At 66.7% G+C, this 25,971-nt stretch carries 20 protein-coding genes; 5 read left to right on the top strand and 15 right to left on the bottom strand.

The window, feature by feature from the left end:
- Positions 1 to 87: 87 nt before the first annotated feature.
- The gene (locus tag ACF8ME_RS10370; protein WP_392416320.1) at positions 88 to 2,358 is read right to left on the bottom strand and encodes a protein-disulfide reductase DsbD family protein; all 2,271 of its coding nucleotides are present in this window, start codon (positions 2,356 to 2,358) and stop codon (positions 88 to 90) included.
- A gap of 214 nt (positions 2,359 to 2,572) precedes the next feature.
- Here ACF8ME_RS10370 and ACF8ME_RS10365 point away from each other — a divergent pair, with 214 nt between their 5' ends.
- Both ACF8ME_RS10365 and ACF8ME_RS10360 read left to right on the top strand, forming a co-directional pair.
- Positions 2,573 to 3,550 (top strand): tripartite tricarboxylate transporter substrate binding protein, encoded by a 978-nt coding sequence (locus ACF8ME_RS10365; protein WP_016449278.1) that lies wholly within the window; start codon positions 2,573 to 2,575, stop codon positions 3,548 to 3,550.
- A gap of 29 nt (positions 3,551 to 3,579) precedes the next feature.
- Positions 3,580 to 4,440, top strand: a complete 861-nt coding sequence (locus ACF8ME_RS10360) for a creatininase family protein (protein ID WP_392416318.1) — start codon at positions 3,580 to 3,582, stop codon at positions 4,438 to 4,440.
- Between the two features lie 344 nt (positions 4,441 to 4,784).
- Here ACF8ME_RS10360 and ACF8ME_RS10355 read toward each other — a convergent pair whose 3' ends face one another.
- The 5 genes from ACF8ME_RS10355 to ACF8ME_RS10335 form a co-directional block, all read right to left on the bottom strand.
- Positions 4,785 to 5,759 (bottom strand): Bug family tripartite tricarboxylate transporter substrate binding protein, encoded by a 975-nt coding sequence (locus tag ACF8ME_RS10355; RefSeq protein WP_392416316.1) that lies wholly within the window; start codon positions 5,757 to 5,759, stop codon positions 4,785 to 4,787.
- A 119-nt stretch (positions 5,760 to 5,878) separates the two neighbouring features.
- The gene (locus ACF8ME_RS10350) at positions 5,879 to 6,562 is read right to left on the bottom strand and encodes a histidine phosphatase family protein (protein ID WP_016449281.1); all 684 of its coding nucleotides are present in this window, start codon (positions 6,560 to 6,562) and stop codon (positions 5,879 to 5,881) included.
- Positions 6,563 to 6,653: 91 nt separating this feature from the next.
- A complete protein-coding gene (locus ACF8ME_RS10345; protein WP_392416314.1) occupies positions 6,654 to 7,613 on the bottom strand; it encodes a PhzF family phenazine biosynthesis protein in 960 nt (319 codons plus the stop codon).
- A gap of 224 nt (positions 7,614 to 7,837) precedes the next feature.
- Positions 7,838 to 9,016, bottom strand: coding sequence for a PLP-dependent aminotransferase family protein (locus ACF8ME_RS10340; protein ID WP_392416312.1), 1,179 nt, complete (start codon positions 9,014 to 9,016; stop codon positions 7,838 to 7,840).
- A 234-nt stretch (positions 9,017 to 9,250) separates the two neighbouring features.
- Positions 9,251 to 9,853 carry a LysE family translocator gene (locus ACF8ME_RS10335; protein WP_392416310.1) on the bottom strand — a complete coding sequence of 201 codons (603 nt, stop codon included), beginning with the start codon at positions 9,851 to 9,853 and terminating at the stop codon, positions 9,251 to 9,253.
- 194 nt (positions 9,854 to 10,047) lie between these two features.
- Here ACF8ME_RS10335 and ACF8ME_RS10330 point away from each other — a divergent pair, with 194 nt between their 5' ends.
- Positions 10,048 to 11,499 carry a PLP-dependent aminotransferase family protein gene (locus tag ACF8ME_RS10330; RefSeq protein WP_016454351.1) on the top strand — a complete coding sequence of 484 codons (1,452 nt, stop codon included), beginning with the start codon at positions 10,048 to 10,050 and terminating at the stop codon, positions 11,497 to 11,499.
- 218 nt (positions 11,500 to 11,717) lie between these two features.
- On the opposite strand, the gene ACF8ME_RS10325 is transcribed toward ACF8ME_RS10330, so the two are convergent.
- The 9 genes from ACF8ME_RS10325 to motA form a co-directional block, all read right to left on the bottom strand.
- On the bottom strand, positions 11,718 to 12,431 hold the full coding sequence (locus ACF8ME_RS10325; protein ID WP_012202528.1) for an RNA polymerase sigma factor FliA: 714 nt from the start codon (positions 12,429 to 12,431) through the stop codon (positions 11,718 to 11,720).
- 5 nt (positions 12,432 to 12,436) lie between these two features.
- Positions 12,437 to 13,318 (bottom strand): hypothetical protein, encoded by an 882-nt coding sequence (locus tag ACF8ME_RS10320; protein WP_016449286.1) that lies wholly within the window; start codon positions 13,316 to 13,318, stop codon positions 12,437 to 12,439.
- A complete protein-coding gene (gene flhF, locus ACF8ME_RS10315; protein ID WP_016449287.1) occupies positions 13,311 to 14,924 on the bottom strand; it encodes a flagellar biosynthesis protein FlhF in 1,614 nt (537 codons plus the stop codon). Before flhF ends, ACF8ME_RS10320 begins: the two co-directional genes overlap by 8 nt.
- Entirely contained in the window at positions 14,921 to 17,020 is a 2,100-nt protein-coding gene (gene flhA, locus ACF8ME_RS10310) for a flagellar biosynthesis protein FlhA (RefSeq protein ID WP_016454350.1), read from the bottom strand. Before flhA ends, flhF begins: the two co-directional genes overlap by 4 nt.
- Complete coding sequence (locus tag ACF8ME_RS10305) at positions 17,017 to 18,189, bottom strand: flagellar biosynthesis protein FlhB (protein ID WP_016449289.1); 1,173 nt, start codon at positions 18,187 to 18,189, stop codon at positions 17,017 to 17,019. The genes flhA and ACF8ME_RS10305 overlap by 4 nt, the downstream gene beginning before the upstream one ends.
- 200 nt (positions 18,190 to 18,389) lie before the next feature.
- Positions 18,390 to 19,004: a protein phosphatase CheZ gene (locus tag ACF8ME_RS10300; protein WP_016449290.1), complete on the bottom strand. Its 615-nt coding sequence runs from the start codon at positions 19,002 to 19,004 to the stop codon at positions 18,390 to 18,392.
- Between the two features lie 10 nt (positions 19,005 to 19,014).
- Positions 19,015 to 19,401 carry a chemotaxis response regulator CheY gene (gene cheY, locus ACF8ME_RS10295; RefSeq protein ID WP_012202534.1) on the bottom strand — a complete coding sequence of 129 codons (387 nt, stop codon included), beginning with the start codon at positions 19,399 to 19,401 and terminating at the stop codon, positions 19,015 to 19,017.
- 124 nt (positions 19,402 to 19,525) lie between these two features.
- Complete coding sequence (gene motB / locus ACF8ME_RS10290) at positions 19,526 to 20,560, bottom strand: flagellar motor protein MotB (RefSeq protein ID WP_392416308.1); 1,035 nt, start codon at positions 20,558 to 20,560, stop codon at positions 19,526 to 19,528.
- A gap of 24 nt (positions 20,561 to 20,584) precedes the next feature.
- Positions 20,585 to 21,445 (bottom strand): flagellar motor stator protein MotA, encoded by an 861-nt coding sequence (gene motA / locus ACF8ME_RS10285; protein ID WP_016449292.1) that lies wholly within the window; start codon positions 21,443 to 21,445, stop codon positions 20,585 to 20,587.
- Positions 21,446 to 21,676: 231 nt separating this feature from the next.
- Here motA and ACF8ME_RS10280 point away from each other — a divergent pair, with 231 nt between their 5' ends.
- Positions 21,677 to 22,705, top strand: coding sequence for a glycosyltransferase (locus ACF8ME_RS10280; RefSeq protein ID WP_392416307.1), 1,029 nt, complete (start codon positions 21,677 to 21,679; stop codon positions 22,703 to 22,705).
- A gap of 185 nt (positions 22,706 to 22,890) precedes the next feature.
- Positions 22,891 to 25,692, top strand: a complete 2,802-nt coding sequence (locus ACF8ME_RS10275; RefSeq protein ID WP_392416305.1) for a tetratricopeptide repeat protein — start codon at positions 22,891 to 22,893, stop codon at positions 25,690 to 25,692.
- Positions 25,693 to 25,971 lie beyond the last annotated feature (279 nt).

Here is a 25,971-nt window from a genome sequence, read left to right as displayed (position 1 = left end):
TGCATCCAGTCTAGGACGGCGTGCGCTGCAACAAATGTAGGCCTGGGACCTACCCAAAATCGGGGTTTTTCCCAGGAGGGCGTGCCGTCAAAGCGCGGCCAACGCCCCAAGTACTTCGTTCTTCGATAGCAGCTCGCTGAGCACCACCGGGGGCTTGCCCGGCGCATGCAGCACATAGACGGGCACGCCGCTGCGGCCCAGTTGCTGCAGCGCGGCGGTGATGGCCGGGTCGCGCCGCGTCCAGTCGGCGCGCAGCAGGGTCACGCCGTGCTTGTCGAAGGCGTCCAGCACCTCCTCATGGTTGAGCGTGGTGCGCTTGTTGACCTGGCAGGTCACGCACCAGGCGGCCGTGTAGTCCACGAACACGGGCTTGCCCGCCGCCTGCAGCTCGGCCACGCGGGCGGCCGACCAGGGCTGCCAGCGCTCGCCTGCAGCGGACGCCATGCCCGTGCCCTCCGCCTGGGCAGGCGTGGTGATCAGGGGCGCGGTGGTGGCCAGCAGCGCGCCTGCCAGCACCACGGCCAGCGTGGCCAGCACGGCCCGCGTGCGGCCCTTGAGCGTCAGCGTCCAGACCAGGGCGCTGAAGGCCAGCAGCAGGGCCAGCAGCGCGGTGGCGGCGTCGATGCCGCTCTGGTGCCCCAGCACCCAGACCAGCCAGACCACGGTGGCGAACATGGGGAAGGCCATGGCGCGGCGGAAGGTATCCATCCAGGCACCCGGGCGCGGCAGCCAGCGCACCACGGCGGGGACGAAGCTGGCCAGCAGATAGGGCAGGGCCATGCCCAGGCCCAGGGCGGCGAACACCGTCAGCGCCTGCAGGGCCGGCATGTCGATGGCAAAGCCCAGCGAGGCGCCCATGAACGGCGCCGTGCAGGGCGAGGCAATGGCCACGGCCAGCACGCCGGACAGAAAGGCATCGGCCACCGGATGGCGCGCATGGGCCGCAGCCCAGCGGCCGGGCAGCATGGAGCCGAACTCGAACAGGCCTGCCAGGTTCAGCCCCAGCAGCGTGAACAGGGCTGCCAGCAGGGCCACGATGGCCGGCGACTGCAGCTGAAAGCCCCAGCCCAGCTGCTCGCCCGCCGCGCGCAGGGCCAGCAGCAGTCCGCCCAGGGCCAGGAAGGACAGCACCACGCCGGCCGTATAGGCCAGCCCGCCCAGGCGCTGGGCGCGGCGGTCCTGTCCATGGCGTGCAAAGCCCAGGATCTTGATGGCCAGCACCGGGAAGACGCAGGGCATGAGGTTCAGGATCAGTCCACCCACCAGGCCACCGAGCAGGGCCATCCACAGGCTGGTGGCGCTGGCAGCAGGCGCAGCGGCCTGGTTGGCCGCCAGGGCGGCGGCCAGTGCGGGGGAAACGCTGGCCATGGCGGCGGCCGTCCAGCGGCCCTCGACCGGGGCCTCGGCGCGCCAGGCCACGGGCTGGCCCTGCTCCAGCGCTGCGGCGCGCTCGGCGGGTGGCAGGGCCAGAACCACGGGAAGTTTGGCCGGAGTGTCGCCGCGCATGTCGGACAGGGGCAGCTCGGCCACCCAGGCCGCACCATCCCAGCGCTGCTGCCAGTCCTTGCCCAGTTCTGCCGCGTGGTGGAAGGTGTCGGAAGATTCGGGATAGAAGTCCAGCGTGCGGCCCTGCAGGGATTCCGGCAGGCCCTCGATGCGCAGCTGCACGCGCTCGTCGGGCGTCCTGCCTTGTGCGGCAGGCTGGCTGGCCGGCACCACCTTGGCCTGGGCTGGCGCAGACAGTGCCTGGGGCTTGAGCGCCCAGGCCTGGGTGAAGGCCTGACCCTGGCCTGCCGTGCTGCCCTGCACGGGCAGCTGCAGCTGGAAATCGCCTTCCTCGGGAATGCACTCCACGCGGCAGACCAGCCAGTTCGCATGCAGGCGCAGGTCCAGCATGCCGGACGCGGGCGGCTTGAAGTCGGCGGCCACCTGCACGGGCACGGGCAGCAGCACCTGGCCTTCATAGCCGTAGTTGAGCAGCGGGCCCACGCGCAGCGCCTCGGGCACGGGCCACTGGATCTCGCCAGCCGTCAGGCCTGCAGGCAGCTGCCAGTTCAGCTCGGTGGCCAGGCCGGAGTCACCGGCGTTCTTCCAATAGGTATGCCATTCGGGCTGGTGGGTGATCAGCAGGCCCAGCCACAGCGTCTGGCCGGGCTGAACGCCTTCGGGTGCCTGGGCCACGAGCTCGGCCCGCACGCGTGGCGTGTCCACGGCCGCGGCCGCCCCGCTGCCGGTCTTCAGGCGCAGCTGCGCGCCGGCAGGGGTGGCAAGCAGGCTGGCGGCGGCAAGGAAAAAGGCGAGGAGCCAGAAGGCGAGGTGCTGGGGGGCAGTGTGGCGAAGAGGTGGTTGGTGCGGCATGGCGGACTGTGGGAGCCAGGGGCATGGTCTTTGGTTCCCCCGGCTGCAGGCTGCGATGGTAGCGGGCCGTCCAGAGAGATCGCCTGTGGCCTGCTGCAGGACGATTGGCAAAAGATATCGTTGCATAGGCGCTTGGTATTGGACAGGCGATAGGTCCGTTGCCCATCATGGGCCGGCCACCCATCCGGGATAGAGCAACACAAGGAGACAAGCCATGCAGGAGACATCTCGCCGCCAATTCCTGGCCGCCGGCGCGGCAGCGGCCGCCGCCTGGGGGCTGCCGCAGCACGCGCGCGCGGCCGCTGCCTATCCCGACAAGTCCGTGCGCGTGATCGTGCCCTTTCCCGCCGGTGGCACCACCGACGTGGTGGCGCGGCTGGCCATGCAAAAGCTCGGGGAGCTGACCGGCCAGTCCTTCGTGGTGGACAACAAGGGCGGTGCCAACGGCGTCATCGGCACGGAACTGGCCGCGCGCGCCACGCCCGACGGCTACACCCTGCTGATGAACACGGCGGGCGCGCAGACCCTGAGCCCGGTGCTCTACAAGACCAGCTACGAGGCGCTGGCCAGCTTCGAGCCCATCAGCCATCTGTGCGACGTGGGCTTCGTCCTCATTGCGCGCAAGGACCTGCCCGTGAACAGCCTGCAGGAGCTGGTTGACATGGCCAAACAGGGCAAGCCGCTGAGCGTGTCCTCGGGCAGCAGCATGATTTCGCTGATCACCGAGCAGTTCAAGAAGGTGATTGGCGCGCCGGGCATCGTCAACGCCCAGTACAAGGGCACGGCGCCGCAGATGCAGGCCGTGGTGGCGGGCGAGGTGGATTTCTCGTTCGACTCCTTCACCTCGGTGGAGATGATCCGCACGGGCAAGGTCAAGGCCCTGGCCGTGCTGCTGCCCCAGCGCGCCGAAGTCTTTCCCCAGGTGCCCACCATCAAGGAGGCCGGCGTGGACGGCATGGGCTTCAGCTCCTGGTCGGGCCTGCTGGCGCCAAAGGGCACGCCCCGCGACATCGTGGCCCAGCTCGCGCAGCAGATGGACAAGGTCATGCAGATGCCCGACGTGCTGGCCAAGCTGCGCAGCTACAGCTATGTGCCGCGCCGGGGCACGCCCGAGGAGTTCGCGCGGCTGATCGAGTCCGACAACGAGCGCTGGAAGCGCATCGTCAGGGAATCCAACTTCAAGGTCGAATGAGACGCGGGGCGGGGGCTAAGATCATGGCCATGCCAAGCTCCCCGCCTCCACACACGTCCCTCGGTACCTGGCCATCGCGCTGGTGGGCCGAAGTATCGGCGCGCGATTTCGCGCTGGCCCAGGCGGGGCTTGCCGCGGAAACCGTGGCGGTGCTGCCCGTGGCCGCCGTGGAGCAGCATGGGCCGCACCTGCCGCTGTCCGTCGATGCCCGCCTGCTGCAGGGCGTGATCGATGCGGCCCTGCCGCTGTTGCCGGCCGACCTGCCCGTGCTCTTTCTTCCTCCTCAGAACATCGGCTTCAGCGTGGAGCACCAATCGTTTGCCGGCACGCTGACGCTGTCGCCCGCCACGGTGATCGCGCTGTGGACCGAACTGGGCGCCTGCGTGGCGCGGGCCGGCGTGCGCCGGCTGCTGCTGCTCAACGGCCATGGCGGACAGGTCAGCGTGATGGACATCGTGGCGCGCGAGCTGCGCATGCGCCACGGCCTGCTGGTCTACAGCAGCAGCTGGTTCGGCCTGGTGGACGATGCGGCCAATGCGCAGTTCAGCGCGCATGAGCACCGCTTCGGCATCCATGGCGGGGAGGTGGAGACGTCGATGATGCTGCACCTGGCGCCTTCGACCGTGCGCATGGAGCATGCGCGGGACTTTCATTCCACTTCGGAGGATCGGGCGCAGCGGCATGCCTTGCTGGGCAACGGGCGAAGCGCCAAGATGGGCTGGGCCATCGAGGATTACAACGTTTGCGGCGCCGTTGGCAATGCAGCCGGGGCTGCGGCCGAGCGTGGTGCAGCCATGGTGCAGGCGTCGGCTAGAGGGCTGGTGCAGTTGCTCTCGGAGATGCATGCACTGGCCCCAGATACGGTGGGGCGGGCGCCGGAGCCGTTGTAGGTTTGTTGCGGGTTCGTTTTTGGACCCTGCCGGAAGGTGGTTTTTCGAGGCCGGGTCTCGGCCCGGCGGCCGACCTACTTTCTTGCGGCGCAGCAAGAAAGTAGGCAAAGAAATGCGCCCAAATGTCCGCGACCCCTTCGCTGCGCTGCGGGGCCACCTGCGCCGTGACGGTTGCGGGGTTCGCCGTGAAACTCTCTTCGCGCTGCGCGCTACGTTCAAACATCACGGCGAGTCAGATGACGAAGCAGTCCTGTCCTTCGGCAGGACTGCAACCCCGCAACCGCCACGACGCAGGCGCTGACATACGGGGAGTTGTTGCGGGCCTTCGCTGCGCTCGGCCCTTTTTACTGTTTCGGGATCTTGGCCTGGACGATCACGTCGCCCCAGCGCTTGATTTCCGATTGCAGCAATTGCGCGGTGTGCTCGGGCGTACTGGACTGGGCCTGGACGTTCATTTCGCGCAGTTTCTGCGTGACTTCGGGGGAATTCACGGCGGCGGCGATTTCCTTGTTCAGGCGGGCGATGATTTCCGGAGGGGTCTTGGCGGGGGCGGCCAGGGCGTTCCAGGAAGAGGCGACGAAGCCCTTGATGCCCGATTCCTGGGCCGTGGGCACGCCGGGCAGCAGGGCCGAGCGCTTGTCGCCGGTGATGGCCAGCAGGTTGACGGCCTTGGAGTTGATCTGGCCCATGATGGGCGTGAGGATTTCGACGGCCGCGTCGATCTGCCTGCCCCGCAGCGCCGTGACCACGGCGGGCGTGCCGTTGAAGGGCACGATCTGGGCGTCGATGCCGGCGGTGGTCTTGAACAGTTCGGCCGCCAGATGCTGGGTGCTGCCGATGGCGATGCTGCCGATGTTGAGCTTGCCGGGGTTGGCCTTGGCCCAGGCCACCAGCTCGCCCAGGTTCCTGAAGCGCGAGTCGCTGGCGGTGAGCACGCCGATGTCGAAGTAGCCCAGGGTGGAAATCGGCGTGAAGTCCTTGACCATGTCGAAGGGCAGTTGGTTGAACAGCCCCACGGTGACGGCGCTGCCGTTGGACATGAGGAACAGCGTGTGTCCGTCAGGTGCGGATTTGGCCACGGTGTCGGCTGCGACGATGCCGCCCGCGCTGGGCTTGTTGTCGATGATGACGGGCTGGCCCAGCTGCGAGGCCAGCTTTTGCGCAACGACGCGCGAGGTGACGTCGGCCACGCCGCCTGCGCCAAAGGGCACGACGATGCGGATGGGCTTGTTCGACAGGGGCTGTGCCTGGCTGGTGATGGCGGCCAGCAGCAGGGCCGCGCAGGCCAGGGCGCTGCGCGTGAAGCGGCGTTTGTTCATGGGTCTTTTGTCTCCTGGCCGGCCAGTGTGGCGCAAAAGCGCAGGCCGGCCCAGATCGCCCGTGTTCTGGCTGCTATGCCCTGGCGCAATAGCCGTGTGGCGGCCTGGCCGGGGCTGGATCAGGCGTGCGTGATCCAGCTGCGGTGCTCGTCCGTGTCCAGGTGGTTGAGCGTGTTGAAGGTCTGCAGCATCAGGCGCTTGGGGCTGGTGGTGAACTCGGTCACGGCGCTGTTGCGGATGCGCATGTTCAGCGCAATGGTGACCTCCGGCGAGGTGCCCAGCACATGGCCCACGGCGGTGGAGATGGGGCCGCCGCTGCTGACCAGCAGCACGTTTTCGTCGGCATGTTCATGCCGCACGCGCTCCAGCACCTGGCGCACGCCGCCGGAGAAGTCGTCCCAGCTGGGCATGCCCTTGGGGCTGATGGTGCCGGCCATCCACTGGGCCAGGGCATCGCACAGCAGCCGGAAGTGGTGGCGGTACAGCTCGGGCGTGTCGGGCTTGGGCAGGGGCGCCGGATGGATGGCCTGCAGCAGCGCGCCGCTGTCGTATTCATCGAGGCCTGCAAGCGCCTGGGTGCGGTGCTGCTCGGCAGGCAGGCTGCCCAGGCCTTCGGCAATGCCGGCCAGCGTCTGCGCATGGCGGCGCAGCGTGCCCGTGTAGACCGCGTCGAAGCGCAGGCCGCGCTCTCGCCAGTAGGCACCCAACCTTTGCGATTGCGCCTGGCCGCGTTCGCTGAGCTGGTCGTAGTCTTCGGCACCAAACGAGGCCTGGCCATGGCGCACAAGATAGAGGGTTCCCATGGCGCGGATTGTGGCCAGCGCTGGCGCCGACGTTTGTCCTGCGGGCGACTGGCTGCCGCCTTGGCGACAGATTCCAGCAGCCCGGCAGGCCCTACAACAGCACTTGGCCGCTCACGCACTCCACCACATGGCCGCCTATCCACAGCGCGCCCTGGGCGTCCTCGCTGACATGCACGCGGCCGTCGCGGCCCACGCAGCAGCCCTGGCTGGCGATGTAGGGCGCGCGCAGCAGGCCTTCGCCGCGCAGCCACAGGGCCAGGCTGGCGTTGAGGCTGCCGGTGACGGGGTCTTCGGTGACGCCGACGGGGCTGGCGAAGCCTCGCACTTCCAGGCTGGGGGCGGCATCCGCATCGGCCCCGGCCGGGCGCTGGCCCGTGGCAAAGGCGCGTGCCTCGCGGCTGCTGCGGCCGATCAGTGCCGGTGCATCTTGCGCGCTTTCGTACAGCGCGCAGGCACCCACCTTGGTGTTCAGCGCCTTGAGCCTTGCATGGTCGGGCTCCAGCGCCAGCACCTGATCGGGATGCTCGAAGAGCACGCCCATCCAGCGCGGGCCGTTGTCCAGCCAGGCGGCGCGCAGGATCTGGCCGGGCTCCGCGCCCAGCGCGGCAGCCACCTCGGCCAGCAGGCCCGGCTCCACGGCGCCGATGTCGGTGGCCGGTGCCTGGAATGCCAGGCGTCCGTCCTGGCGCGCAATCGAGATCAGCCCCTTGGCGCATTCCTGCACGATGCGCTGCGCCTGCTGCGGCACGCCGCCCTGCGCCAGCCAGGCGTGGCAGCTGCCCAGCGTGGGATGGCCGGCAAAGGGCAGCTCGCCGCCCGGCGTGAAGATGCGCACGCGGTAGTCGGCGCCTGCGGCGCGGCCGGCCTCGGTGGGCGGCAGCACGAAGGTGGTCTCCGACAGATTGGTCCAGGCCGCGAAGGACTGCATCTGCGCATCGGTCAACCCGGTGGCGTCGAGCACGACGGCCAGCGGATTGCCCAGGTAGGGCCGTGCCGTGAACACGTCCACGGTCATGAAGGGGCGCTGGCGGGAGACGTATGCAGGTGTCATGGCAATGGGCAGATGGAAGGGAGGATGGAAAAGCCGACGGCAAGCCGGACTTTGGTTCGACTGCGTGTCGGCTTCCCTCTGGCCCAAGCAGGTAACTGGCCCAAACACCAGGGACGCCGAGCAAGAGCCGCCTCACGGCGGGGGCACCTAGCCGAGGGCGTCGTCCCCCTCCCTTGCGAAGCAAGTAGAGAGGGGGAAGCGGCGCTAGCCGCTCAGGGGGTGGTTTACATCGTGGAGCGGATGGCGTCGGCCAGGGCGGCGATGCCCTTGTCGATCTGCTCGGCCGACACCGTCACGTACGACAGGCGCAGCGTGTTGGCCTGGGGCTCGTCCGCGTAGAACGGCGCGCCGGGCACGAAGGCCGTGCCGCGTTCCACGGCGGCGGGCAGCAGCTTTTGCGCATCCATGCCCTTGGGCAGGCGAACCCACAGGAACATGCCGCCCACGGGACGGGTCCACTGCACGTCCAAGCCGGCCATCTCGCGTTCCAGCGCGGCCAGCATGGCGTCGCGCTGGCGCTTGTACATGGCGCGGATGGTGGGCACGTGGCGGTCCAGGAATCCGTCCTTGATGACCTCGGACACCACGCGCTGGTTGAAGCCGGGCGTGTGCAGGTCGGCCGCCTGCTTGGCCTGCAGCAGCTTGTTGTAGACGGACTTGGGCGCCACCAGGAAGCCGATGCGCAGGCCAGGGGCCAGCACCTTGGAAAACGAGCCCAGGTAGATCACGCCTTCGGGGTTGCGCGCGGCCAGCGGCAGGGCAGGGGGCTGCTCGAACCACAGGTCGCCATAGGGGTTGTCCTCGATCAGCGGGATGTCGAGTTCACGCGCCTTGTCCACCAGGGCCTGGCGGCGTGCCTCGGCCATGGTGCGGCCGGTGGGGTTCTGGAAGTTGGGCAGCACGTAGGCCAGGCGGGCCTTGTCGGCGCCGGTGCCGGCCTTGGTGGCGAAGTCCTCGACGAGGATGCCGTCGTCATCGCTGTCCACGCCCACGGGAATCGGTTCCTGCGGCGCAAAGGCCTGCAGCGCGCCCAGGTAGGTGGGCTTTTCGACCAGCATGCGGCTGCCGCGGTCCAGGAAGACCTTGCCGATCAGGTCCAGCGCCTGCTGCGAGCCCGTGGTGATCAGCACCTGGTCGGGGTCCACTTCCCAGGGCAGGAAGTCGGCCACGGCCTGGCGCAGGGGCGCGAAGCCTTCGCTGGTGGCGTATTGCAGGGCCGCTGCGCCATCGCGCTGCATCACGGTCTGGCAGGCCTGGGTGAACGCGTCCAGCGGGAAGGCCAGCGGCGAGGGCAGGCCGCCCGCCATGCTGATGATGCCGGGACGGTCGGTGAGCTTGAGGATTTCGCGGATGGCGGAGGGGTTCATCTTGGCAGCACGGTCTGCCAGCGTCCAGGTCGTCATAAAAAAAGCAGTTCCAGGTCTTTGCGGTGCCCGCCATGCGGGCGGGCTGGTATGGATTGCCATGCCGTCGTGGGGCACGGGCCGGCCGCATGTGAAGAGCGCAGTGCGGATGGTGCTTTCGCTCTTGCGCCGGCAATGAGGGTATTTTGTCGCGGCCGTGAAGGGTCTGCGCATCCTCCCTTCAATAGCTGGGCAGGCCAGTACGGCCTTTGCCTGGGTGTGGATGGCGGACCCTCATGCGGCCACCATCCACATCGCCGTCAGCGCCAGCATGGCCGCCATGGCACGGTTGAACCACAGCAGCCTGCGTCCCTGGGCCAGCCAGTGGCGCAGCAGTGCGCCCACGCAGGCATACAGCAGATTGCTGGAGAAGGCATAGGCGGCCATGACGGGCAGCACCACGGACAGGCGCTCGCTCAGGTCGTCGTGCCCCGCCAGCCAGCCGGCCACAATGGCCAGGGCCAGCAGCCAGGCCTTGATGTTCACGAATTGCAATCCCACGCCCTGCCAGAAACCCACCTGCAGCTGCTGCTGAGATTGCAGTGACGCCATCTGTGCGCTGCGGCTCAGGCGCCAGGCCATCCACAGCAGGTAGCCGATGCCGGCGGCCTTGACCAGCCACAGCAGCAGCGGTGCCGCCACGATCGCCGCGCCCACGCCGGCCGTGCTCAGCACCAGCAGCAAGCACCAGCCCACGGGCACGGCCAGGACGAAGCGCAGCGCCGGGCGCAGGCCGTGGTTGGCGGCCAGGGCCGTGGACAGCGTGGTGTTGGGGCCGGGGCTGAAGCTCATGGAAGCGGCGAGCAGCAGCAAGGCGGTGAGTTCGGACAGTGGCATGAGGCGGTGGCCCCGGAGGTCTCCATACAGGCGGCAAGGGGCTGTTGGGGAGGAGGGCACGGCAGGCCTGCTCCGCAGCACGAATGCCTGCAATATAGGTGCAAGACCTGTACAGTACCAATACAGTTGAACCCTCAATTGCATGTTCTGTATCGGCGCCCATCCCGATACAGTGACGTTTTGGTGACCCTCTCATGCCCGTTCCCCTTTCGCGGCTGGCGCCGCAGACCCTGAGTACCCAGTTGGCCGAACGCCTGGGAGAGCGCATCCGCATGCGCCTGCTGCCGGCGGGCGCACGCCTGCCCTCGGTGCGCGAATGCGCGCGCCAGCAGGGCGTGAGCACGCACACGGTGGTGGCCGCCTATGACCTGCTGCAGGCCCAGGGCCTGGTCGAGGCGCGGCCGCAAAGCGGCTTTTTCGTGCGCGATTTCGTGCAGGACGCACCGCTGCTGCAGTCCGAACAGGCCCGCGCCGCGCCTGCGGACGAGGCCACCGGCGCGCCCAAGGGCACGCGCATCAATGCCTCCATGCTGGTGCGCGGCATGTTCCACCAGAGCGTGGGCGGCAGGCCCCAGCCCGGCGCGGGCGTGCTGCCGGCCCAATGGCTGGAGGCAGGCTTTCTGGCCGCTGCCATGCGCAAGGCCTGCTCGGGAAAATCCCTGCACGACTCCTGCGTGGGCTATGGCGACCCGCTGGGCGACCTCAGCCTGCGCGAGGCGCTGTCGCGGCGCCTGGCGCGCCTGGGCATTGCGGCGGCGCCGCAGCACATCATCACCACCATGGGCGCAACGCATGGGCTGGACGTGGTCAGCCGGGCCCTGCTGCAGCCGGGCGATCCGGTGATGGTGGAGGAGCCCGGCTGGGCCGTGGAGTTCGCGCGCCTGGCATCGCTGGGCATGCGCGTGCTGCCCGTGCCGCGCGGCCCCGACGGGCCGGACCTGGCCGTGATGCAGCGGTACTGCGAAAGCTGTGCGCCCAAGCTCTACGTCAGCGTGAGCGTGCTGCACAACCCCACCGGGTACAGCCTGTCGCCGGCCAGCGCCCACGAGGTGCTGCAGCTGGCGCGGCGATTCGGCTTCTACGTGGTGGAGGACGATACCTATGGCGAGATCGCGCCCGACCACGCCGCACGCATGACCGTGCTGGACCGCCTTGGCCACAGCATCTACGTGAGCGGCTTCGCCAAGCTGCTGGCGCCCAACTGGCGCGTGGGCTATCTGGCGCCGCCGCCTGCGCTGGTGGAGCGCCTGGTGGACACCAAGCTGCTGTCCACGCTGACCACCCCCGCACTGACGGAACGCGCCCTGGCCCACTGCATGGACCAGGGCCAGCTGCGCCGCCATGCCGAGCGCCTGCGCCAGCACCTGGCCCAGGCCCGCATGCGCAGCGTGGCACTGGCCCAGCAGGCCGGTGCCCGCTTCGCGGCCGAGCCGGCCGGCATGTTCGGCTGGGTGGACACCGGCGTGGACACCGAAACCCTGGCCCAGCGCCTGCTGGACGCCGGCTACTTCATCGCCCCCGGCTCCATGTTCCACGCCGGCCGCCAGCCCAGCACCTGCATGCGCATCAACTTCGCCACCACGCAGGAACCCGCCTTCTGGCGCATCTTCGAACGCGAAGTCCAGGCCATGCGCGGCAGCGCATAGAAAAGGGAATGGGAGAGAGGAGAGGGGGAGGGGGCGGAAGGCGGGGAAGACTGTATCGACCCGCAAACATAGATCAGACCAGCAGCGCAAAAAACCGACGAGGCCCAAAGCGAGGGACACCGAGCAAGGGCCGCCCCGCCGCGAGGGTGTCGTCCCCCTCCCCCGCGAAGCGGGTAGAGAGGGGGAAGGCGCGTCAGCGCCTCAGGGGGTGCCCCCAGTCAATGCGCCCGCATCTTCGTACGCAGGCGCGCAATCGCCTGGCTGTGCAGCTGGCACACACGCGATTCGGTCACGCCCAGCACAGCGGCGATTTCCTTGAGGTTCATGTCGTGCTCGTAGTACATGCCCATGATGTACTGCTCGCGCTCGGGCAGGGCCTTGATGGCTTCGACCAGGGCCACGCGCAGGCGGTGGTCGCGCAGCAGCGCAAAGGGGTCGGCGCCGCTGTCGGCCACGTGGCGTTCGAGGAAGTCCTCGCCCTCGTCGCCGCCTGACATGTCTTCCAGGTAGACCAGTTGCGTGCCGCGCACCTTGCCCAGCAGCGACTGGTAGTCGTCCAGGTCCATGCCCAGCTCGTCGGCGATCTCGGACTCCAGCGGGGTGCGTCCCAGGCGCTGCTCCAGGCGGTGCAGCGCGTGCTCTATGTCCTTCTGGCTCTTGCGCGAGCTGCGGCTCATCCAGTCGCCCTCGCGCAGTTCATCGAGCATGGCGCCGCGGATGCGCTGGCTGGCGAAGGTCTCGAATTGCACGCCCTGCTCGCTCTCGAAGCGGGACAGGGCTTCGGCCAGGCCGATCATTCCGACCTGTATCAGATCATCAAGCTCCACATTGGGAGGCAGCTTGGCGATCATGTGCAGCGCGATCCGGCGTACCAGGGGTACGTGCCGACGGATCAGTGCATCGCGGTCGAGTTGGCCTTTGGCGGTGTACATGGCAGTCAGTGGCTCCAGGCATGGGATGCAGGCAGCGGTGCGTAGCCGGCGGCCAGGTCCTGGCCGCCATGCGGCAATACGCTGCCCGCATGGTTGAGCAACTGCAGCGCCAGGCGCTGCAGGTCCGGTGCATGGTGCAGGCGCACGGGCAGCAGCCCGGGCGCGTGGCCCAGATGGCGCTGTGCGCAGCGCAGCAGCGCGTCGATCTGTGACTGGCGCCGTTGCGCATCCTCGGCCTGGCTGCGGGCACCGGTCTGTCCGCGGCGCCAATCGTAGCTGGTCACATCCACGGGGTCAGCGCCGGGCAGCAGCGGCGCCAGCAGGCAGCGCAGGCCGGCATGCACGGCCAGCTGCTTGAGTTGGCGGTAGCAGCCCAGCACGCGGGGACCGTGTTCGGGCAGCACCATCAGCGGGTGCACGGCCTGGCCGGGCAGATTGCGGGCCAGCGTGTCGGCATCGGCATACAGCATGACGATGGCATAGCCGCGCACATGGCGCTGCAGCCATTGCATGGGCGTCATGCCGGCTTGCCGTGCCTGCAGGGGCAGCAGCTCCAGGCCCTGGCGGGCAGGCAGCACGGCCACCGAGCTGTGACGGGGGTCGGGGTGCAGGCCGGTACGGGCCTGCCAGGCGCTTTGCTGCAGCAGCTGGGCCAGGCCAGGCGCGTCGGCCGCCTCGCCCTGGCTGGCATCGAGCACCAGGACGGGCATGCCCAGGCGCTGCAGGCTGGCGCAGACCGGCCACAGCAGGGATTGCTCGGACTGGCCTTCAGGGTCGGCCGCCGTGTCGCGCAGCATGGCCAGCACACGCAGGCTGGACGGTGCTGCGGCGCCGGGCTGGCCGTGCAGGCCCAGGCCCTGGTGCAGTTGGGGGAAGGTCTCAAGCATGGCTGACCTCGCTGTCCATGGTGCTGGGGCTGGACGGGGTGAAGAAGAAGTCCAGGTCCAGCGCCTTGGGATCGAAGGCCGAGCGGGTGGAGGCGCGCATGGAGGCGGAGACCAGCTGCTGCGCATCGGCGCGCTCCCAGTCTTCGGGCACGCGCTGGCCGTTGGTCACGCCGCGCAGCTGCATCTGGTGGCGGATCAGCGTGTCCACCGAGGGGCCCAGCTTCACGGCCTCGTCCACCTTGGTGAGGATGGCCTGGCTGGAGCCGCGTGCCTTGAAGGCCTGCATCACATCGTCCAGCGCATCGCCCTGGCCGGCCGCGTTCACGGCCAGCAGCTTTTGCACGCCGGGCAGGTCCAGCAGGTCCAGGATTTCGTCCTTGCGCGGATCGCGCGGGGCCACGCCCGTGGTGTCGATCAGCACCAGCTGCTTGTTGGCCAGCAGGCCCAGCAGGTCCTGCAGCGCGGCGCGGTCATGGGCCAGGTGGGCGACCATGCCCAGCATGCGGCCGTAGGAGCGCAGCTGGTCGTGGGCGCCGACGCGGTAGGTGTCCAGGGTGATCAGGCCGACGCTGGAGGCGCCGTACTTGGCCGCGCACAGGGCCGCCAGCTTGGCCGTGGTCGTGGTCTTGCCCACGCCGGTGGAGCCCACCAGGGCGAAGACGCCGCCTTGCTCGTACAGCGGCTCCTGGCCGGCGTCGGTGCGCAGATTGCGTTCCAGCACCTGCATCAGCCAGCGCACGGCGTCGCCGGCGGACAGGTCCTGGGGCATGTGCTCGACCAGGGCGCGGGCCAGCACGGGGGAGTAGCCCGCGCGGATCAGCTTGTGCGTGAGATTGGCGTGGATGGGGTTCTGGCGCGTCTGGCCCAGCCAGGTCAGGGTGTTGAAGCGCTCTTCGATCAGGTCGCGCACGGACTGCAGCTCATCGCGCAGCGCCTGGGAGGCCATGGCTGGAGCGGGTTCGCTGCGCAGGGGCTCGCGCAGCGGCGCCTCGGCGCTGGCGCGCAGCGGATTGTGGCGGGCCACGGAAGGCGCGGGCTGTGCCTTGAACGGCTGCTGTGCGGCCATGGGCGCGGCGGCCGGCGCTTCGCGCAGGGCGTCGCCCAGGCTGCGGCGCTGGGCAAAGCTGGGCAGGGGCTCGTCGACGCCGGCCTCGTGGCGGCGGCGCAGCATGCGTTCGCGCACGTAGTCCTGGAAGGACAGGGTGCTCATGGCCAGTTGCTCGGTGTCTTCCTGCACGCTCTGGCGCAGGCCGGCGGGCTCGGCACCATCTGCCGACAGCGAGGCTGCCAGCGAAGCCGCCTGTGAGGGCGCCGGCGAAGCCTGCTGTGCCGTGCGCGGCTGGGTATGTGCCTGGATCAGCTGGGCCTGCAGCTGGGGACGCAGGCCCGTGGTCTCCTCGGCCGAGCGGCGCTCGATGGCCTGCTGCAGCGGCGTGCTGCTGGCGGCGGCCTTGCTGTGCTCCAGCGTGTCCTCGGCCGTGGCCATGACCTCGACGCCGTCGGGCGTGCTGCGGTTGGACAGGATCAGGGTGCCCGCTCCGAAAGCCATGCGCGCCTTGGCCAGGGCCTCGCGGGAGGTAGGGGCGTAGAAGCGTTTGATGTTCATGCGGATGCACCTTTAAGAATCGAGCCGATGCGGATGGTGTGCGTCTCGGGGATCTCGCTGTGGGCGAGAACCTGCAGACGCGGCGCCACGCGGCGCACCAGGCGGGCAATGGAGTTGCGGATGGAATCGGGGACCAGCAGGCAGGCAGGCAGGCCCAGCTCTTCTTGCTGGTTGGCCATGTCGGCCGCCTTCTGGGTGAGGATCTCGGCCACGCCGGGATCCAGTGAGGGGGCGCCGGGGTTGGACAGGGCCTGCACCAGCAGGCGCTCGAGTCCGGGCTCGATGGCGATGACGTTCAGCTCGCGGGTCGGGCCGTAGATCTGCTGGACGATGGACGGCGACAGCGCAATGCGCACGCGGCGGGCCAGCTCGACGGGGTCCTGGGTGGTCGAGGAGTGCTCGGCCAGCGTCTCGATGATGGTGCGGATGTCGCGGACGTGCACCGAGTCCTCCAGCAGCAGCTGGAGCACTTTCTGGAACGTCGTGATGGACACCATTTTCGGAATGACTTCTTCGATCAACTTGGGAGCCAGCTTGGCCACATGCTCCACCAACTGCTGCGTCTCGGTACGGCTGATCAGCTTGGCGGCATGCACTTGCATCAAGTGTGACAAATGGGTGGCCATCACGGTTTCCGAATCAACCACGGTAAAGCCTGCCATTTGTGCCGCTTCCTTCTGGCGTTCGTCGATCCAGTGGGCGGGCAGGCCGAAGGCCGGGTCGGTGGTCTGGGTGCCGATCAGCGGGGTGCTGATGCCGCCCGGATTGATGGCCAGGAACATGCCGGGGAAGGCCTCGCCCTCGCCCACCATCACGCCGCGCAGGGTGATGCGGTAGGCGCTGGGCTTGAGCTCCAGGTTGTCGCGCACATGCACGGCCGGGGGCAGAAAGCCCACTTCCTGTGCGAACTTGCGGCGCACGCCCTTGATGCGGGTCAGCAGGTCGCCCTGGCGGCCCTTGTCCACCAGGGTGATCAGGCGGTAGCCCAGCTCCAGGCCCAGCAGGTCCACGGGCTGCAGGTCGTCCCAGGTGGCTTCGCCGTCGCTGGGCGCGGCCACGGGGGCAGGGGCCTGGGTTTGCTGGGCGGCGCGTTCCTGCTGGCGGCGCGAGAGCATCCAGGCCAGCCAGCCCAGCAGTGCGCCCGTGCTCAGGAACACGACGTGGGGCATGCCCGGAATGACACCCAGCAGGCCCAGCACGCCGGCCGTGATGCCCAGCACCTTGGGCGACATGAACAGCTGCTGCGCGATCTGCTGGCCCATGTCGGTTTCCTTGCCCACGCGCGAGATCACCATGGCCGCGGCCACCGAGATCAGCAGGCCGGGGATCTGTGCGACCAGCGCATCGCCCACGGCCAGCAGGATGTAGCTGTCGGCGGCCTGGCCGGCCGACAGGCCGTGCTGGATCATGCCGATGGCGAAGCCGCCGATGATGTTGATCACCAGGATCAGGATGCCGGCGACCGCGTCGCCGCGCACGAACTTGCTGGCACCGTCCATGGAGCCGAAGAAGTTGGCTTCCTCCTGCACCTCGGCGCGGCGGCGCTTGGCTTCCTTTTCGTCGATCAGGCCGGCGTTCAGGTCGGCATCCACGGCCATCTGCTTGCCGGGCATGGCGTCCAGGGTGAAGCGGGCCGAGACTTCGGCGATACGCTCGGCACCCTTGGTGATCACCACGAAGTTGATCACCACCAGGATGGCGAACACGATCAGGCCGACCGCGAAGTTGCCGCCGATCAGGAAGTGGCCGAAGGCCTCGATCACCGCACCGGCCGCTCCGGGGCCGGTGTGGCCTTCCAGCAGCACCACGCGGGTGGAGGCCACGTTCAGCGACAGGCGCATCAGCGTGGTCAGCAGCAGCACCGAGGGGAAGGCCGCAAAGTCCAGCGGCCGGATCATGTAGGCCGCCACCATCATCACCATCAGCGCCACGGCGATGTTCAGCGTGAAGAACGTGTCCAGCAGCCACGGCGGAATCGGCAGCACCATCAGCGCCAGGATGGCCACCACCAGCAGCGGCGCCATCAGGCCCTGGGCGAACCTGGTGTTCTCGCCCGACCACATCGATTGCAGGGATTGGAGCGGATTCGTCGTCATGGAGCAGTACCTTCAGTGGTCGCGGCGGCGGGCGCGCGGCGGCCCTGGTGCGGATCGAGTTCGGCGGGCACGGCGGGTTCGCCGAGATCGCCAGGCATGGGGCCTTCGCCGCGCAGCGCGGCCTTCAGGCGGTAGACATAGGCCAGGACCTGGGCCACGGCCGTGTACAGCGCGGCGGGAATGGCCTGGTCCAGGTCGGCGTGCGCGTACAGGGCGCGCGCCAGCATCGGGGATTCGAGCACCGGTATCTTGTGGGCGCCCGCGACCTCGCGGATCTTCAGCGCCACCAGGTCCGTGCCCTTGGAGATGACCTGCGGGGCGGCCATGGTCTTTTCGTCGTAGCGCAGCGCCACGGCATAGTGCGTGGGGTTGGTGACCACGAAGTCGGCGCGCGGCACGGCGTTGACGCTGGCACGGTCGGCGATCTCGCGCTGCTTCTGGCGGATCTTGCTCTTGATCTGCGGGTTGCCGTCGGACTCCTTGTGCTCCTGCTTGACTTCCTCGTGGCTCATCTTCAGGCGCGACTTGAACAGGTAGGCCTGCAGCGGCACGTCGATCACGGCCATCAGGAACACCACCAGCAGCAGCAGGGCCACGCCGCTGGCCAGCCACTGCCCGGTCATGGTCAGCGCCATGGCCGAAGGCTGGGAGGAGATGGCGGCGATCTCGGCGATGTGGCTGCTCAGGAACTTCCAGGCCACGAAGGAGAGGATGGCCGTCATCGCCACCATCTTGGCCACGGTCACCATCTGCTGCTTGGAAAACAGATTGGTCAGGCCCGACAGCGGGTTGAGGCGGTTGAACTGCGGCTGTATGGGCTTGAGGCTCAGGATCCAGCCGCCGGCCAGCATGCCCGACAGCACGGCCGCGGCCGTGGTCACGGCGGCAACGCCCAGGGAAATCTTCAGGCCCAGGCTGCCCATGGACAGCATGCGCTCCATCATCAGGGCCGGGGTCTTGGCCGTGTGCGCGTCGAACGCCAGTTGCTGGGCCAGCGCCATGCGCAGGTGCTGGATCAGGGGCTCGGCGCCCATCAGCATCATCAGCGCGCCCGTGCCCAGGATGGCCAGGTGGGACAGGTCCCGGGAGCGCGCACCCTGGCCGTCAGAACGCGTTTTCTGCAGTTTGCGTTCGGTGGCTGGCAGGTTTTTGTCTTGGCTGGAGTCCATGGCGCAATGACGGAAGGATTTGCGTCATTGTCGGAACAAGCCGGATGGGCGAAGCCCCGATAAGCAGGGCTCAAGCGGCGCTTATGCGCTGTCTGGGTTGTGGTGCGGCAGGCAGCGGCACGCCGGCAAACCCTTGCCCCGCAGCGGGAAGGGTTGCCGTGCAAATGCAAATGCAAAGGCGCATGGCGCCCCGGGGTGTGTCAGAACCCCAGGCTGGCCAGCAGATCGTCCACTTGGGACTGTGAAGTCACCACATCGGGTGTCTTCTCGGGATCGACCACGGGGCCGGCCAGGTGCTCCTTGGGCTTTTCCAGCGGCTCCAGCGCCGTCTGCTGCGGGTTGGGCGAGGTCTGGATGAGCAGCTGCACCAGCTGGTCCTCCAGGTCGGCGGCCAGCGACACCACGCGGGCGATGACCTGGCCCGTGAGATCGTGGAAGTCCTGGGACATCATGATCTCGGTGAGGTGCTCATCGGCCTGCTGCGTGTCCTGCTCGACCTCTTCGAGGAAGTTCATCACCCGGCCCTTGGCCACGGCCGCCACGGGATCCTCGACCAGCTGCGCGCGCATGGCGCGCACGCGCTCGGCCAGCCGGTCCTGCTGGCTCTTGGCCAGCTCGACACGGTTGAGGACCTTCTCGGCGGCCTCTCCGGTCAGCCGCGCAATGTAGGAAAGGCGGCTTTGCGCATCCGGCAGCTCACCCATGCTGCCGCGCAATCGGTCCGCATAGCCCAGCTCGTTGAGCGAGTCATGCAGCTGGCGCGTGAGAACGCCTACCTTGTAGTGGACGCTGTCGGGGACATCCGGGTTGCTCATGGCGCGCGCCCTACAGGCCCAGCTTTTTGAGGATCAGGTTGACTTTCTCTTCCAGCGTGGCCTTGGTGAAGGGCTTGACGATGTAGCCTGCCGCACCGCCCTGGGCCGCTGCCACGATGTCCTCCTTGCGGGCCTCGGCCGTCACCATCAGCACGGGAAGGTGCTTGAGTTTGTCGTCCTGCTTGATTTCGGTGAGCAGCTGGAAGCCGTTCATGTTCGGCATGTTGATGTCCGTCACCACGAAATCGAACTTGCTGTTGCGCAGCTTGTGCAGTGCCACGACGCCGTCTTCGGCTTCATCGGCTTCGGGAAAGCCGCTCTCCTTGAGCAGATTGCGCACGATGCGCCGCATGGTGGAGAAGTCGTCAACGATCAAAAAACGCAGGGCATTAGCCACGTGAGGCCCTTTCGGTCGGTAGGTGCTCGGTACTGGTAAGAATCCGCCGCGATGGTAACAATATGAAACCTTCTTGGCGCAATGTGGGAATTTTCCTGCTTTTCGGCAGCATCGGGCTCAAACCTTAATTTGTTACACGATCAGGTGACGCGGGCGCCGAAGGGGCGGCTGCGGCTGCGGGCGCGGCGGCAGCGGGCTGCGCGGCAGTCTCGCCGGCCGTGGCTTCGGCTGTGGCTGCATTCGCGGTGCCGCCGGCCAATGACGGCGGCAAGGCGTTGCGCGTCACGGGCCCACGGTGGCCCAGCAGGCGCTTTTCGGCCTCCTGCGTGAGCACGGTGATGGTGATGCGCCGGTTCTGGGGCGCGCGCGGATCGTCGGGCAGCAGCAGGTCGCTGCTGGCCAGGCCCGTGATGCGTGCCAGCTGGTTCAGGGGCATGCCGGCGGCCACCAGCTCGCGGCGCGAGGCGTTGGCGCGGTCGGCCGACAGCTCCCAGTTGCTGTAGCCGCGGTCGGCATTGCCGTAAGGGGCCGCGTCGGTGTGGCCGGACAGGCTGATGCGGTTTTCCGCGCCTGCCAGCGCCGCGCCCACCTCGCGCAGGATGTCGCGCATATACGGTTTGACCAGGGCGCTGCCGCTGTCGAACATGGGGCGGTTTTGCTCGTCCACGATCTGGATCTGCAGGCCGTCGGGCGTCACGTCGGTGCGGATCTGAGAACGGAATTCGTTCAGGCGCGCATTGCTGGTGATCATCGCGTCCACCTTGGCCTTGAGTGCCTTGATGCGGTTGGAGTCCACCTGGGCCTGATCGGCGCGGCCCGAATCGACGCTGGTGCGCCGGTTGGAGCTGTCGGCCGCCTCGGAGCGCCGTACCTGGCCGTGCACCTTGGCCAGGTCGTTGCCGCCGCCGGGAATCACGCTGGAGCTGTTGCCTGCGCCATCGCCGCCGGCCATCGCCACCTTCAGCGGCGAGGAAAAATACGCCGCGATGCCCTGCAGCTCGCCCTTGGCCGTGGAGCCCAGCAGCCACATCAGCAGGAAGAAGGCCATCATCGCGGTCACGAAGTCGGCGTAGGCGATCTTCCAGGCGCCGCCGTGGGGCGCATGCGCCGTCTTCTTGACGCGCTTGATGATGATCGGCTGTAACTTTTTCTCTGCCATGGCTTGACGCTGCTGGGTGCAGGATTACTTCTTGCCCTTGACGTGGGTTTCCAGTTCCAGGAAACCGGGGCGTTCGGTAGAGAACAGCACCTTGCGGCCGAACTCGATGGCGGTGGCGGGGTTGTAGCCCTGCATGCTGGCCAGCAAGGTGGTCTTGATGCACTCCAGTTCCTTGGCGGCGTCCTGGGCGCGCTGCTCCACCAGGCCGGCCATGGGCTCCACCAGCGCATAGGCCAGCAAGATGCCCAGGAAGGTACCGACCAGGGCCGAGGCGATCATGCCGCCCAGCACCGAAGGAGGCTGGCCCACCGAGCCCATGGTGTTCACCACGCCCAGCACGGCCGCAATGATCCCGAAGGCGGGCAGGGCGCCAGCCAGGCGGGTCAGTGCGTTGACGGGGGCATGGGCCTCGGCGTGGTGGGCCTCGATCTCGCTGTCCATCAGCGACTCGATCTCGTGGGAATTGAGATTGCCCGACACCATCATGCGCAGATAGTCGGTCAGGAACTCCACCACATGGTGGTCCGCCAGCAGCTCGGGGTACTTGGTGAAGATGGGCGACTCGTTGGGTGCCTCCACATCGCCTTCGATGGACATCAGGCCCTCCTTGCGGGCCTTTTGCAGAATCTCGTACAGCAGGGCCATCAGCTCCATGAAGCGGGCCTTGGTGTAGCGCGAACTCTTCATCACGCCAGGGATGGCCTTGGCCGTGGCCTTGAGCACCTTGGGCTGGTTGCACACGATGAAGGCGCCGATGGCGCCGCCGCCAATGGTGATCATTTCAAAAGGCAGTGCCTTGAGAATGACCTGGACGTTGCCCCCGTGCAGCACATAGGTGCCGAAGATGCAACCGAAGGCGACGATGTATCCGATGATGACAAGCATGGGAGTGGATTGTGAGGCAGTGACTCGGCAGGGTTGAGGGAAAAAGCTAGGTGATTGGCGTTCAGATTGGCGGTTCTACCTTGCCATGGCGCTGTGACCGTGGCAGGAAGCTTGTTCATGCGCGGCGATCAGCGATGATTGTGTGCGGGCTGCCAGTTTTTTATTCTTCGGCCTGCTTTCTCTTTACTTGATCCATTTATGCCGTCCTCCAGAACGCTCCCCGACATTGCCTTGGTCATCATCGCCAAAGATGAGCAGCGGTGCATTGCGCGATGCATAGACAGTGCCATCAGCTTCGTGAGCCGCGTCGTGGTGTTGGACACAGGCTCCACTGACAGAACGGCCGAGATTGCATCCGGGCGCGGAGCCCAGGTGCACCATTTCCAATGGTGTGACGATTTTTCCGCTGCTCGAAACAGGGCACTGGAGCTGGCGGACGCCGACTGGAATCTGGTGCTGGATGCGGACGAGTGGTTGTCTGCGGGAGGGGAGTGGCTGCGCGTCTTGGGCCCGTTGGCGCACATGTTGGGAACCGTGGAAATACAAAGCACTTTCGAGAGTGAGCGCTTCATTCAAGTCGGTCAATCATCGATCACCAGACTGCTCCCGAGAGGGGTGCGTTACCAGGGAGTGGTGCACGAGCAGCCCTGTTCTGACTTGCCGCGTGTGGCAACACCGCTCGTCGTTCTGCACGATGGATATCTGCCTGACCAGATGCAGCGAAAACAGGGAAGGAATCGGCGCCTGTTGCTGCGGGAACTCGGCACAAGCCCGGAAAGTTCCTATGTCCGCTACCAGCTTGGCGTGGATGCCGAACTCGGGAGGAACTATTCCGATGCATGTGACTACTTTGCTGGAGCGCTGGCAGGCCTGTGCCAAGGTACGGCCTATGAGCATGACCTCTGCATCCGGTATCTCTACTGCCTGGATAAGGCGGGGCGCTATGAGGAGGGCATGGAATTTGCGCAGGCGCAAATGGAAATGTGGCCAGATTCGCCTGACTTCTTTTTCGCACTGGGAGGGCTGATGCTGGATGTCGCCATTGATGGCTCTCCTGGCGAGGCTGATCACTGGCTGGCGATGGCCGAGGCAGCTTGGCAGCGCTGTCTAGAAATCGGCGAGGTGGCGCCAAGCCGTCACGGCAGTGTGGCTGGAAGAGGCAGCTACTTGGCCGCCCACAATCTGGCCGTGATGTATGAACAGCTTGGCAGGACCGAGAAGGCACAGGCGCTGAGGCGCGGCTACCCGATGCCTGCATGAGGTCTGGACCGCGGGGCATAGGATGAGGTGCTCCTGCATTCGTTCGCACCTCGCCGTGTATTGTGCAAAAAACGGGGGGTTCACTCTGTTGATCCGGAGTCTGCACATGGGCACTGTGCGGCAGGATAGTCGGTATTTGCCTTGATGTTTTACTGAACTAGGCACCTGATCCGACCTGAGAACCAATGACTGATGCCAACTATCTGCAGCAGGCGCTGCAACTGCATGACCAATGGGATTTCGATGCAGCACGCGAGGCCTACGCACAGGCGCTGAGACACGCCCCTGGTGATCACCAAGCGCTTTATGGCATGGGCTTGTTGCTCGGCCAGCACATGTTGCTCAGTGCTGAGTCCATGCCTTACCTGGAGGCTGCGATCGGCGCCAAGCCGCGGGCATTTGCATACTGGCGCACCTATATCAATATGCTGATCCGCGAGGGGCTGAGCGATATGGCGCGCTCGCTGATCGAGTTGGCCAGGAGTCAAGGCATGCAGCAGATCGCCTTGGAGCGCCTGGAAAAGGATCTGGCCTTGACGCAAGGGGTGGAAGCCGCAGCATTCCTGGAGGCGCAGGTCGTCGCTTGGGAGGCCCAATGCCCGCCCCCAAGCCCTGATACACCTGCACCACAGATGCAGATTCCCGCGGAATTGCTCAAGGCGCTGTCCCGCCAGCTCCAGCAAAGGAGCTTCAAACAGGCGGACGACTTGCTGGCTTCGGCCTTGCATGACTACCCGCGCAGTGCCTTGCTGTGGCAAACCAAGATCAACATGGAGCTGGAGCGTGGTGACCGTGCCGCTGCCCTGAAAGCGGCATACCAGTCTACAGCGGCATTGCCCCGAGACTCGAGCTTGTTCATGCTCCTTGGCGAGGTGCATCTGGAGGCGAAGGAAGCTGCGCAGGCCGAACCCGCCCTGCGCCAGGCTGTCCTGCTTTCGCCGCAGTCGTCGAAAGCCCATGAATTGCTAGGCAATGCCCTGCTAGCCCAAGGACAGGCTCAGGCGTCCTACACTCATTTTGTCCAGGCCCTATTGCTGGCGGCCGATGTGGAATCCCAGGCACTGGTCCAGTTCCGCCTGATCAGCGCGCTGCATGAAGGCGGTCGGCCCCAACTGTGCGCCCAGTTCCTCAGCATGCTGCTGCTGCAGCCCCTGGACTCCAAGCTTTATTTGGCGTGTGGGGACTGGATGCGCAAGCTGGGCTGGAATCTGCAGGCTGAAATGGCCTACCGCCAGGCCCTGCAACAGGAGCCCGATCTGTTCATGGCCATGGTTGGCCTGAGTCTTTCCCTCTCTGGCGATGCCGCTCGACTGGCCGAGCGTGAAACGGTGCTGCGCAGGATCGTGGAGCTGAGTGGCGATTCCAACCGCATGCTGGCTCGAGCTGATTTGGCCTATGTGCTGTTTTCCCAGGAGAGATGGGAGCCAGCGCTGGAACTGCTTGCCGCCATCTTGGAGGAGTCACCGGGAGACTCGCGTGCGCATCGGCTGCGTTGCCTGCTTCTGCTTGAGAAAATGGATCTCGACGCCCTTGAGATTGCCCTGCGCGAAGGCTTGGCGCATCTGAACGATGACCACGACTTGCTGTATATCAAGGCACTTTACTGGGGGCGCCGTGGAGATGTCCGAAAGGCGCTGGCCCAGTATGACGCAATGCTGGTCAAGCATCCGAACAGCGCAGGGGCGCACAGCGCGCGATTGCTGACGCAACTGCATTTCCCCGGGGCAAGCGCCGTGCAAATCGGCCAGTCGTGCCGGGAGTTCGGCCAATTAATGCGTCGTTTGCATGGAGATCCTCAGCATCAGCATGGGAACAGCAAGGATCCCGGCAAGGTGCTGCGCGTCGGCTTCGTCTCTGCCGACCTGCGTGGGCACGCCGCAGCCAAGTTCTTCCTGCCAACGATGAGGGAGCTGGCTAAGTGCAGGGAGATCGAATGCATTGCCTACTGCAACAATGATCTCTATGACGATGTCACCAAGGAGTTCATGGAGCTGTTCCAGCAATGGCGGGGCGTGCAGGATATGTCGACCGACGCCCTGGTGCACATGATGCAGGAGGATGGGATTGATGTGCTGATAGATCTCAGCGGCCATACCAAGGGGCATCGGCTCGATGTCCTCGCGCGTAGGCCCGCTCCCGTGCAGCTGACCTGGATCGGCAATCCTGGCGGCACGGGATTGCAAACCATGGATTACATCGTTCTGAGTGATCTTTTCCTGGATCGGCCCGCTGTCCGCGAGCAACTGACCGAGCGCATCCTGCGCCTGCCCCTCGCCTATGTATTTGACGGTGGTATCCACGAAGAGCCTGTCGCCTCCTTGCCCGCGCAGCGCAATGGCTACCTCACGTTCGGCTCCTTCAATCGTCTCGTCAAGGTCAATCGGGAAGTCGTTCAGGTGTGGGGAGCGATTTTGCAAGCACTGCCCACAGCAAGGCTGGTGATCGGTGCATGTGAACCCTCGGGTCCTCCCGCTCATCTGCGCGGCTGGCTTCAGGACGCCGGGATCTGTGAGGAGCGCGTGAAATTCTCGTCCCGCATGGGATTCGAGGGCTATCTGCGTGCGCACCACGATATCGATATCTGCCTGGATACCTTCCCCTTCACGGGCGGAGTGGTTACCAATCACGCACTGTGGATGGGTGTGCCCACGCTGACCCTGGTGGGGGATCTGCTGTGCGGGCGCCAGTCTGCCGAAGTCCTGGCGCGCGTGGGGCTGACGCAGGATTTTGCAGCGGCAGACCTCGACGGGCTGCTGCAATTGGCCCGTTACTGGAACGCAAACCTTCCGCGTTTGGCGCTGATCCGTCAGTCGCTGCGTCCTGCTCTGCAGGCGTTGGAAGTGCGCCAGGCGGAAATCGCCGCCAAGTCCGTGGTCATGGGCTTGCGTGAAGCCTGGCGCCGCTGGTGCGATAGGCGCGAGGTGGAGGATCTCCGCATCAGCTATCAGGATCTTGGGTTGGAGCCTCCAAAGCCGCTGGGACTGTGACGATGATGTCTTGAACGCCAGGCTCGCGAGAGTTGCGCGCCTCCTGCACTCCATGCAGGGGGCGTGCCTTGTCTTGCGGCTTGCATGATGGAATCGCAAAGAATGAGGGGCAAAAAAATCCTCAAGTCCGGCTGGTGGGTGCCGAAAAGCAGCTCAGTAGATGGAGCAAACATCTTGAGTTCCGCCAGAGGCAAGACGTCGATGGTGGGTTGATTGGACCGGCGCCGCCATGCCAAGCATGGGTGGTCTGCTGGATTTCATACAGATATCACTAAGGAG

Source organism: Delftia sp. WSY_7, from assembly GCF_043104845.1.
In the GTDB taxonomy this organism is placed as follows: domain Bacteria; phylum Pseudomonadota; class Gammaproteobacteria; order Burkholderiales; family Burkholderiaceae_C; genus Comamonas; species Comamonas tsuruhatensis.
Note: the sequence above shows the minus strand (reverse complement) of the source record. Positions and strands in the feature narration are given on the sequence as shown.

Coding starts and splice junctions, on each gene's coding strand:
- ACF8ME_RS10345 (WP_392416314.1), bottom strand. CDS start 7,613: ATGACACCTGCATACGTCTCCCGCCAGCGCCCCTTCATGACCGTGGAC.
- ACF8ME_RS10275 (WP_392416305.1), top strand. CDS start 22,891: ATGACTGATGCCAACTATCTGCAGCAGGCGCTGCAACTGCATGACCAA.
- ACF8ME_RS10365 (WP_016449278.1), top strand. CDS start 2,573: ATGCAGGAGACATCTCGCCGCCAATTCCTGGCCGCCGGCGCGGCAGCG.
- ACF8ME_RS10335 (WP_392416310.1), bottom strand. CDS start 9,853: ATGCCACTGTCCGAACTCACCGCCTTGCTGCTGCTCGCCGCTTCCATG.
- ACF8ME_RS10355 (WP_392416316.1), bottom strand. CDS start 5,759: ATGAACAAACGCCGCTTCACGCGCAGCGCCCTGGCCTGCGCGGCCCTG.
- ACF8ME_RS10305 (WP_016449289.1), bottom strand. CDS start 18,189: ATGGACTCCAGCCAAGACAAAAACCTGCCAGCCACCGAACGCAAACTG.
- ACF8ME_RS10350 (WP_016449281.1), bottom strand. CDS start 6,562: ATGGGAACCCTCTATCTTGTGCGCCATGGCCAGGCCTCGTTTGGTGCC.
- flhA (WP_016454350.1), bottom strand. CDS start 17,020: ATGACGACGAATCCGCTCCAATCCCTGCAATCGATGTGGTCGGGCGAG.
- ACF8ME_RS10330 (WP_016454351.1), top strand. CDS start 10,048: ATGCCCGTTCCCCTTTCGCGGCTGGCGCCGCAGACCCTGAGTACCCAG.
- ACF8ME_RS10300 (WP_016449290.1), bottom strand. CDS start 19,004: ATGAGCAACCCGGATGTCCCCGACAGCGTCCACTACAAGGTAGGCGTT.
- ACF8ME_RS10370 (WP_392416320.1), bottom strand. CDS start 2,358: ATGCCGCACCAACCACCTCTTCGCCACACTGCCCCCCAGCACCTCGCC.
- motA (WP_016449292.1), bottom strand. CDS start 21,445: ATGCTTGTCATCATCGGATACATCGTCGCCTTCGGTTGCATCTTCGGC.
- ACF8ME_RS10340 (WP_392416312.1), bottom strand. CDS start 9,016: ATGACGACCTGGACGCTGGCAGACCGTGCTGCCAAGATGAACCCCTCC.
- ACF8ME_RS10320 (WP_016449286.1), bottom strand. CDS start 13,318: ATGCTTGAGACCTTCCCCCAACTGCACCAGGGCCTGGGCCTGCACGGC.
- flhF (WP_016449287.1), bottom strand. CDS start 14,924: ATGAACATCAAACGCTTCTACGCCCCTACCTCCCGCGAGGCCCTGGCC.
- ACF8ME_RS10325 (WP_012202528.1), bottom strand. CDS start 12,431: ATGTACACCGCCAAAGGCCAACTCGACCGCGATGCACTGATCCGTCGG.
- ACF8ME_RS10360 (WP_392416318.1), top strand. CDS start 3,580: ATGCCAAGCTCCCCGCCTCCACACACGTCCCTCGGTACCTGGCCATCG.
- motB (WP_392416308.1), bottom strand. CDS start 20,560: ATGGCAGAGAAAAAGTTACAGCCGATCATCATCAAGCGCGTCAAGAAG.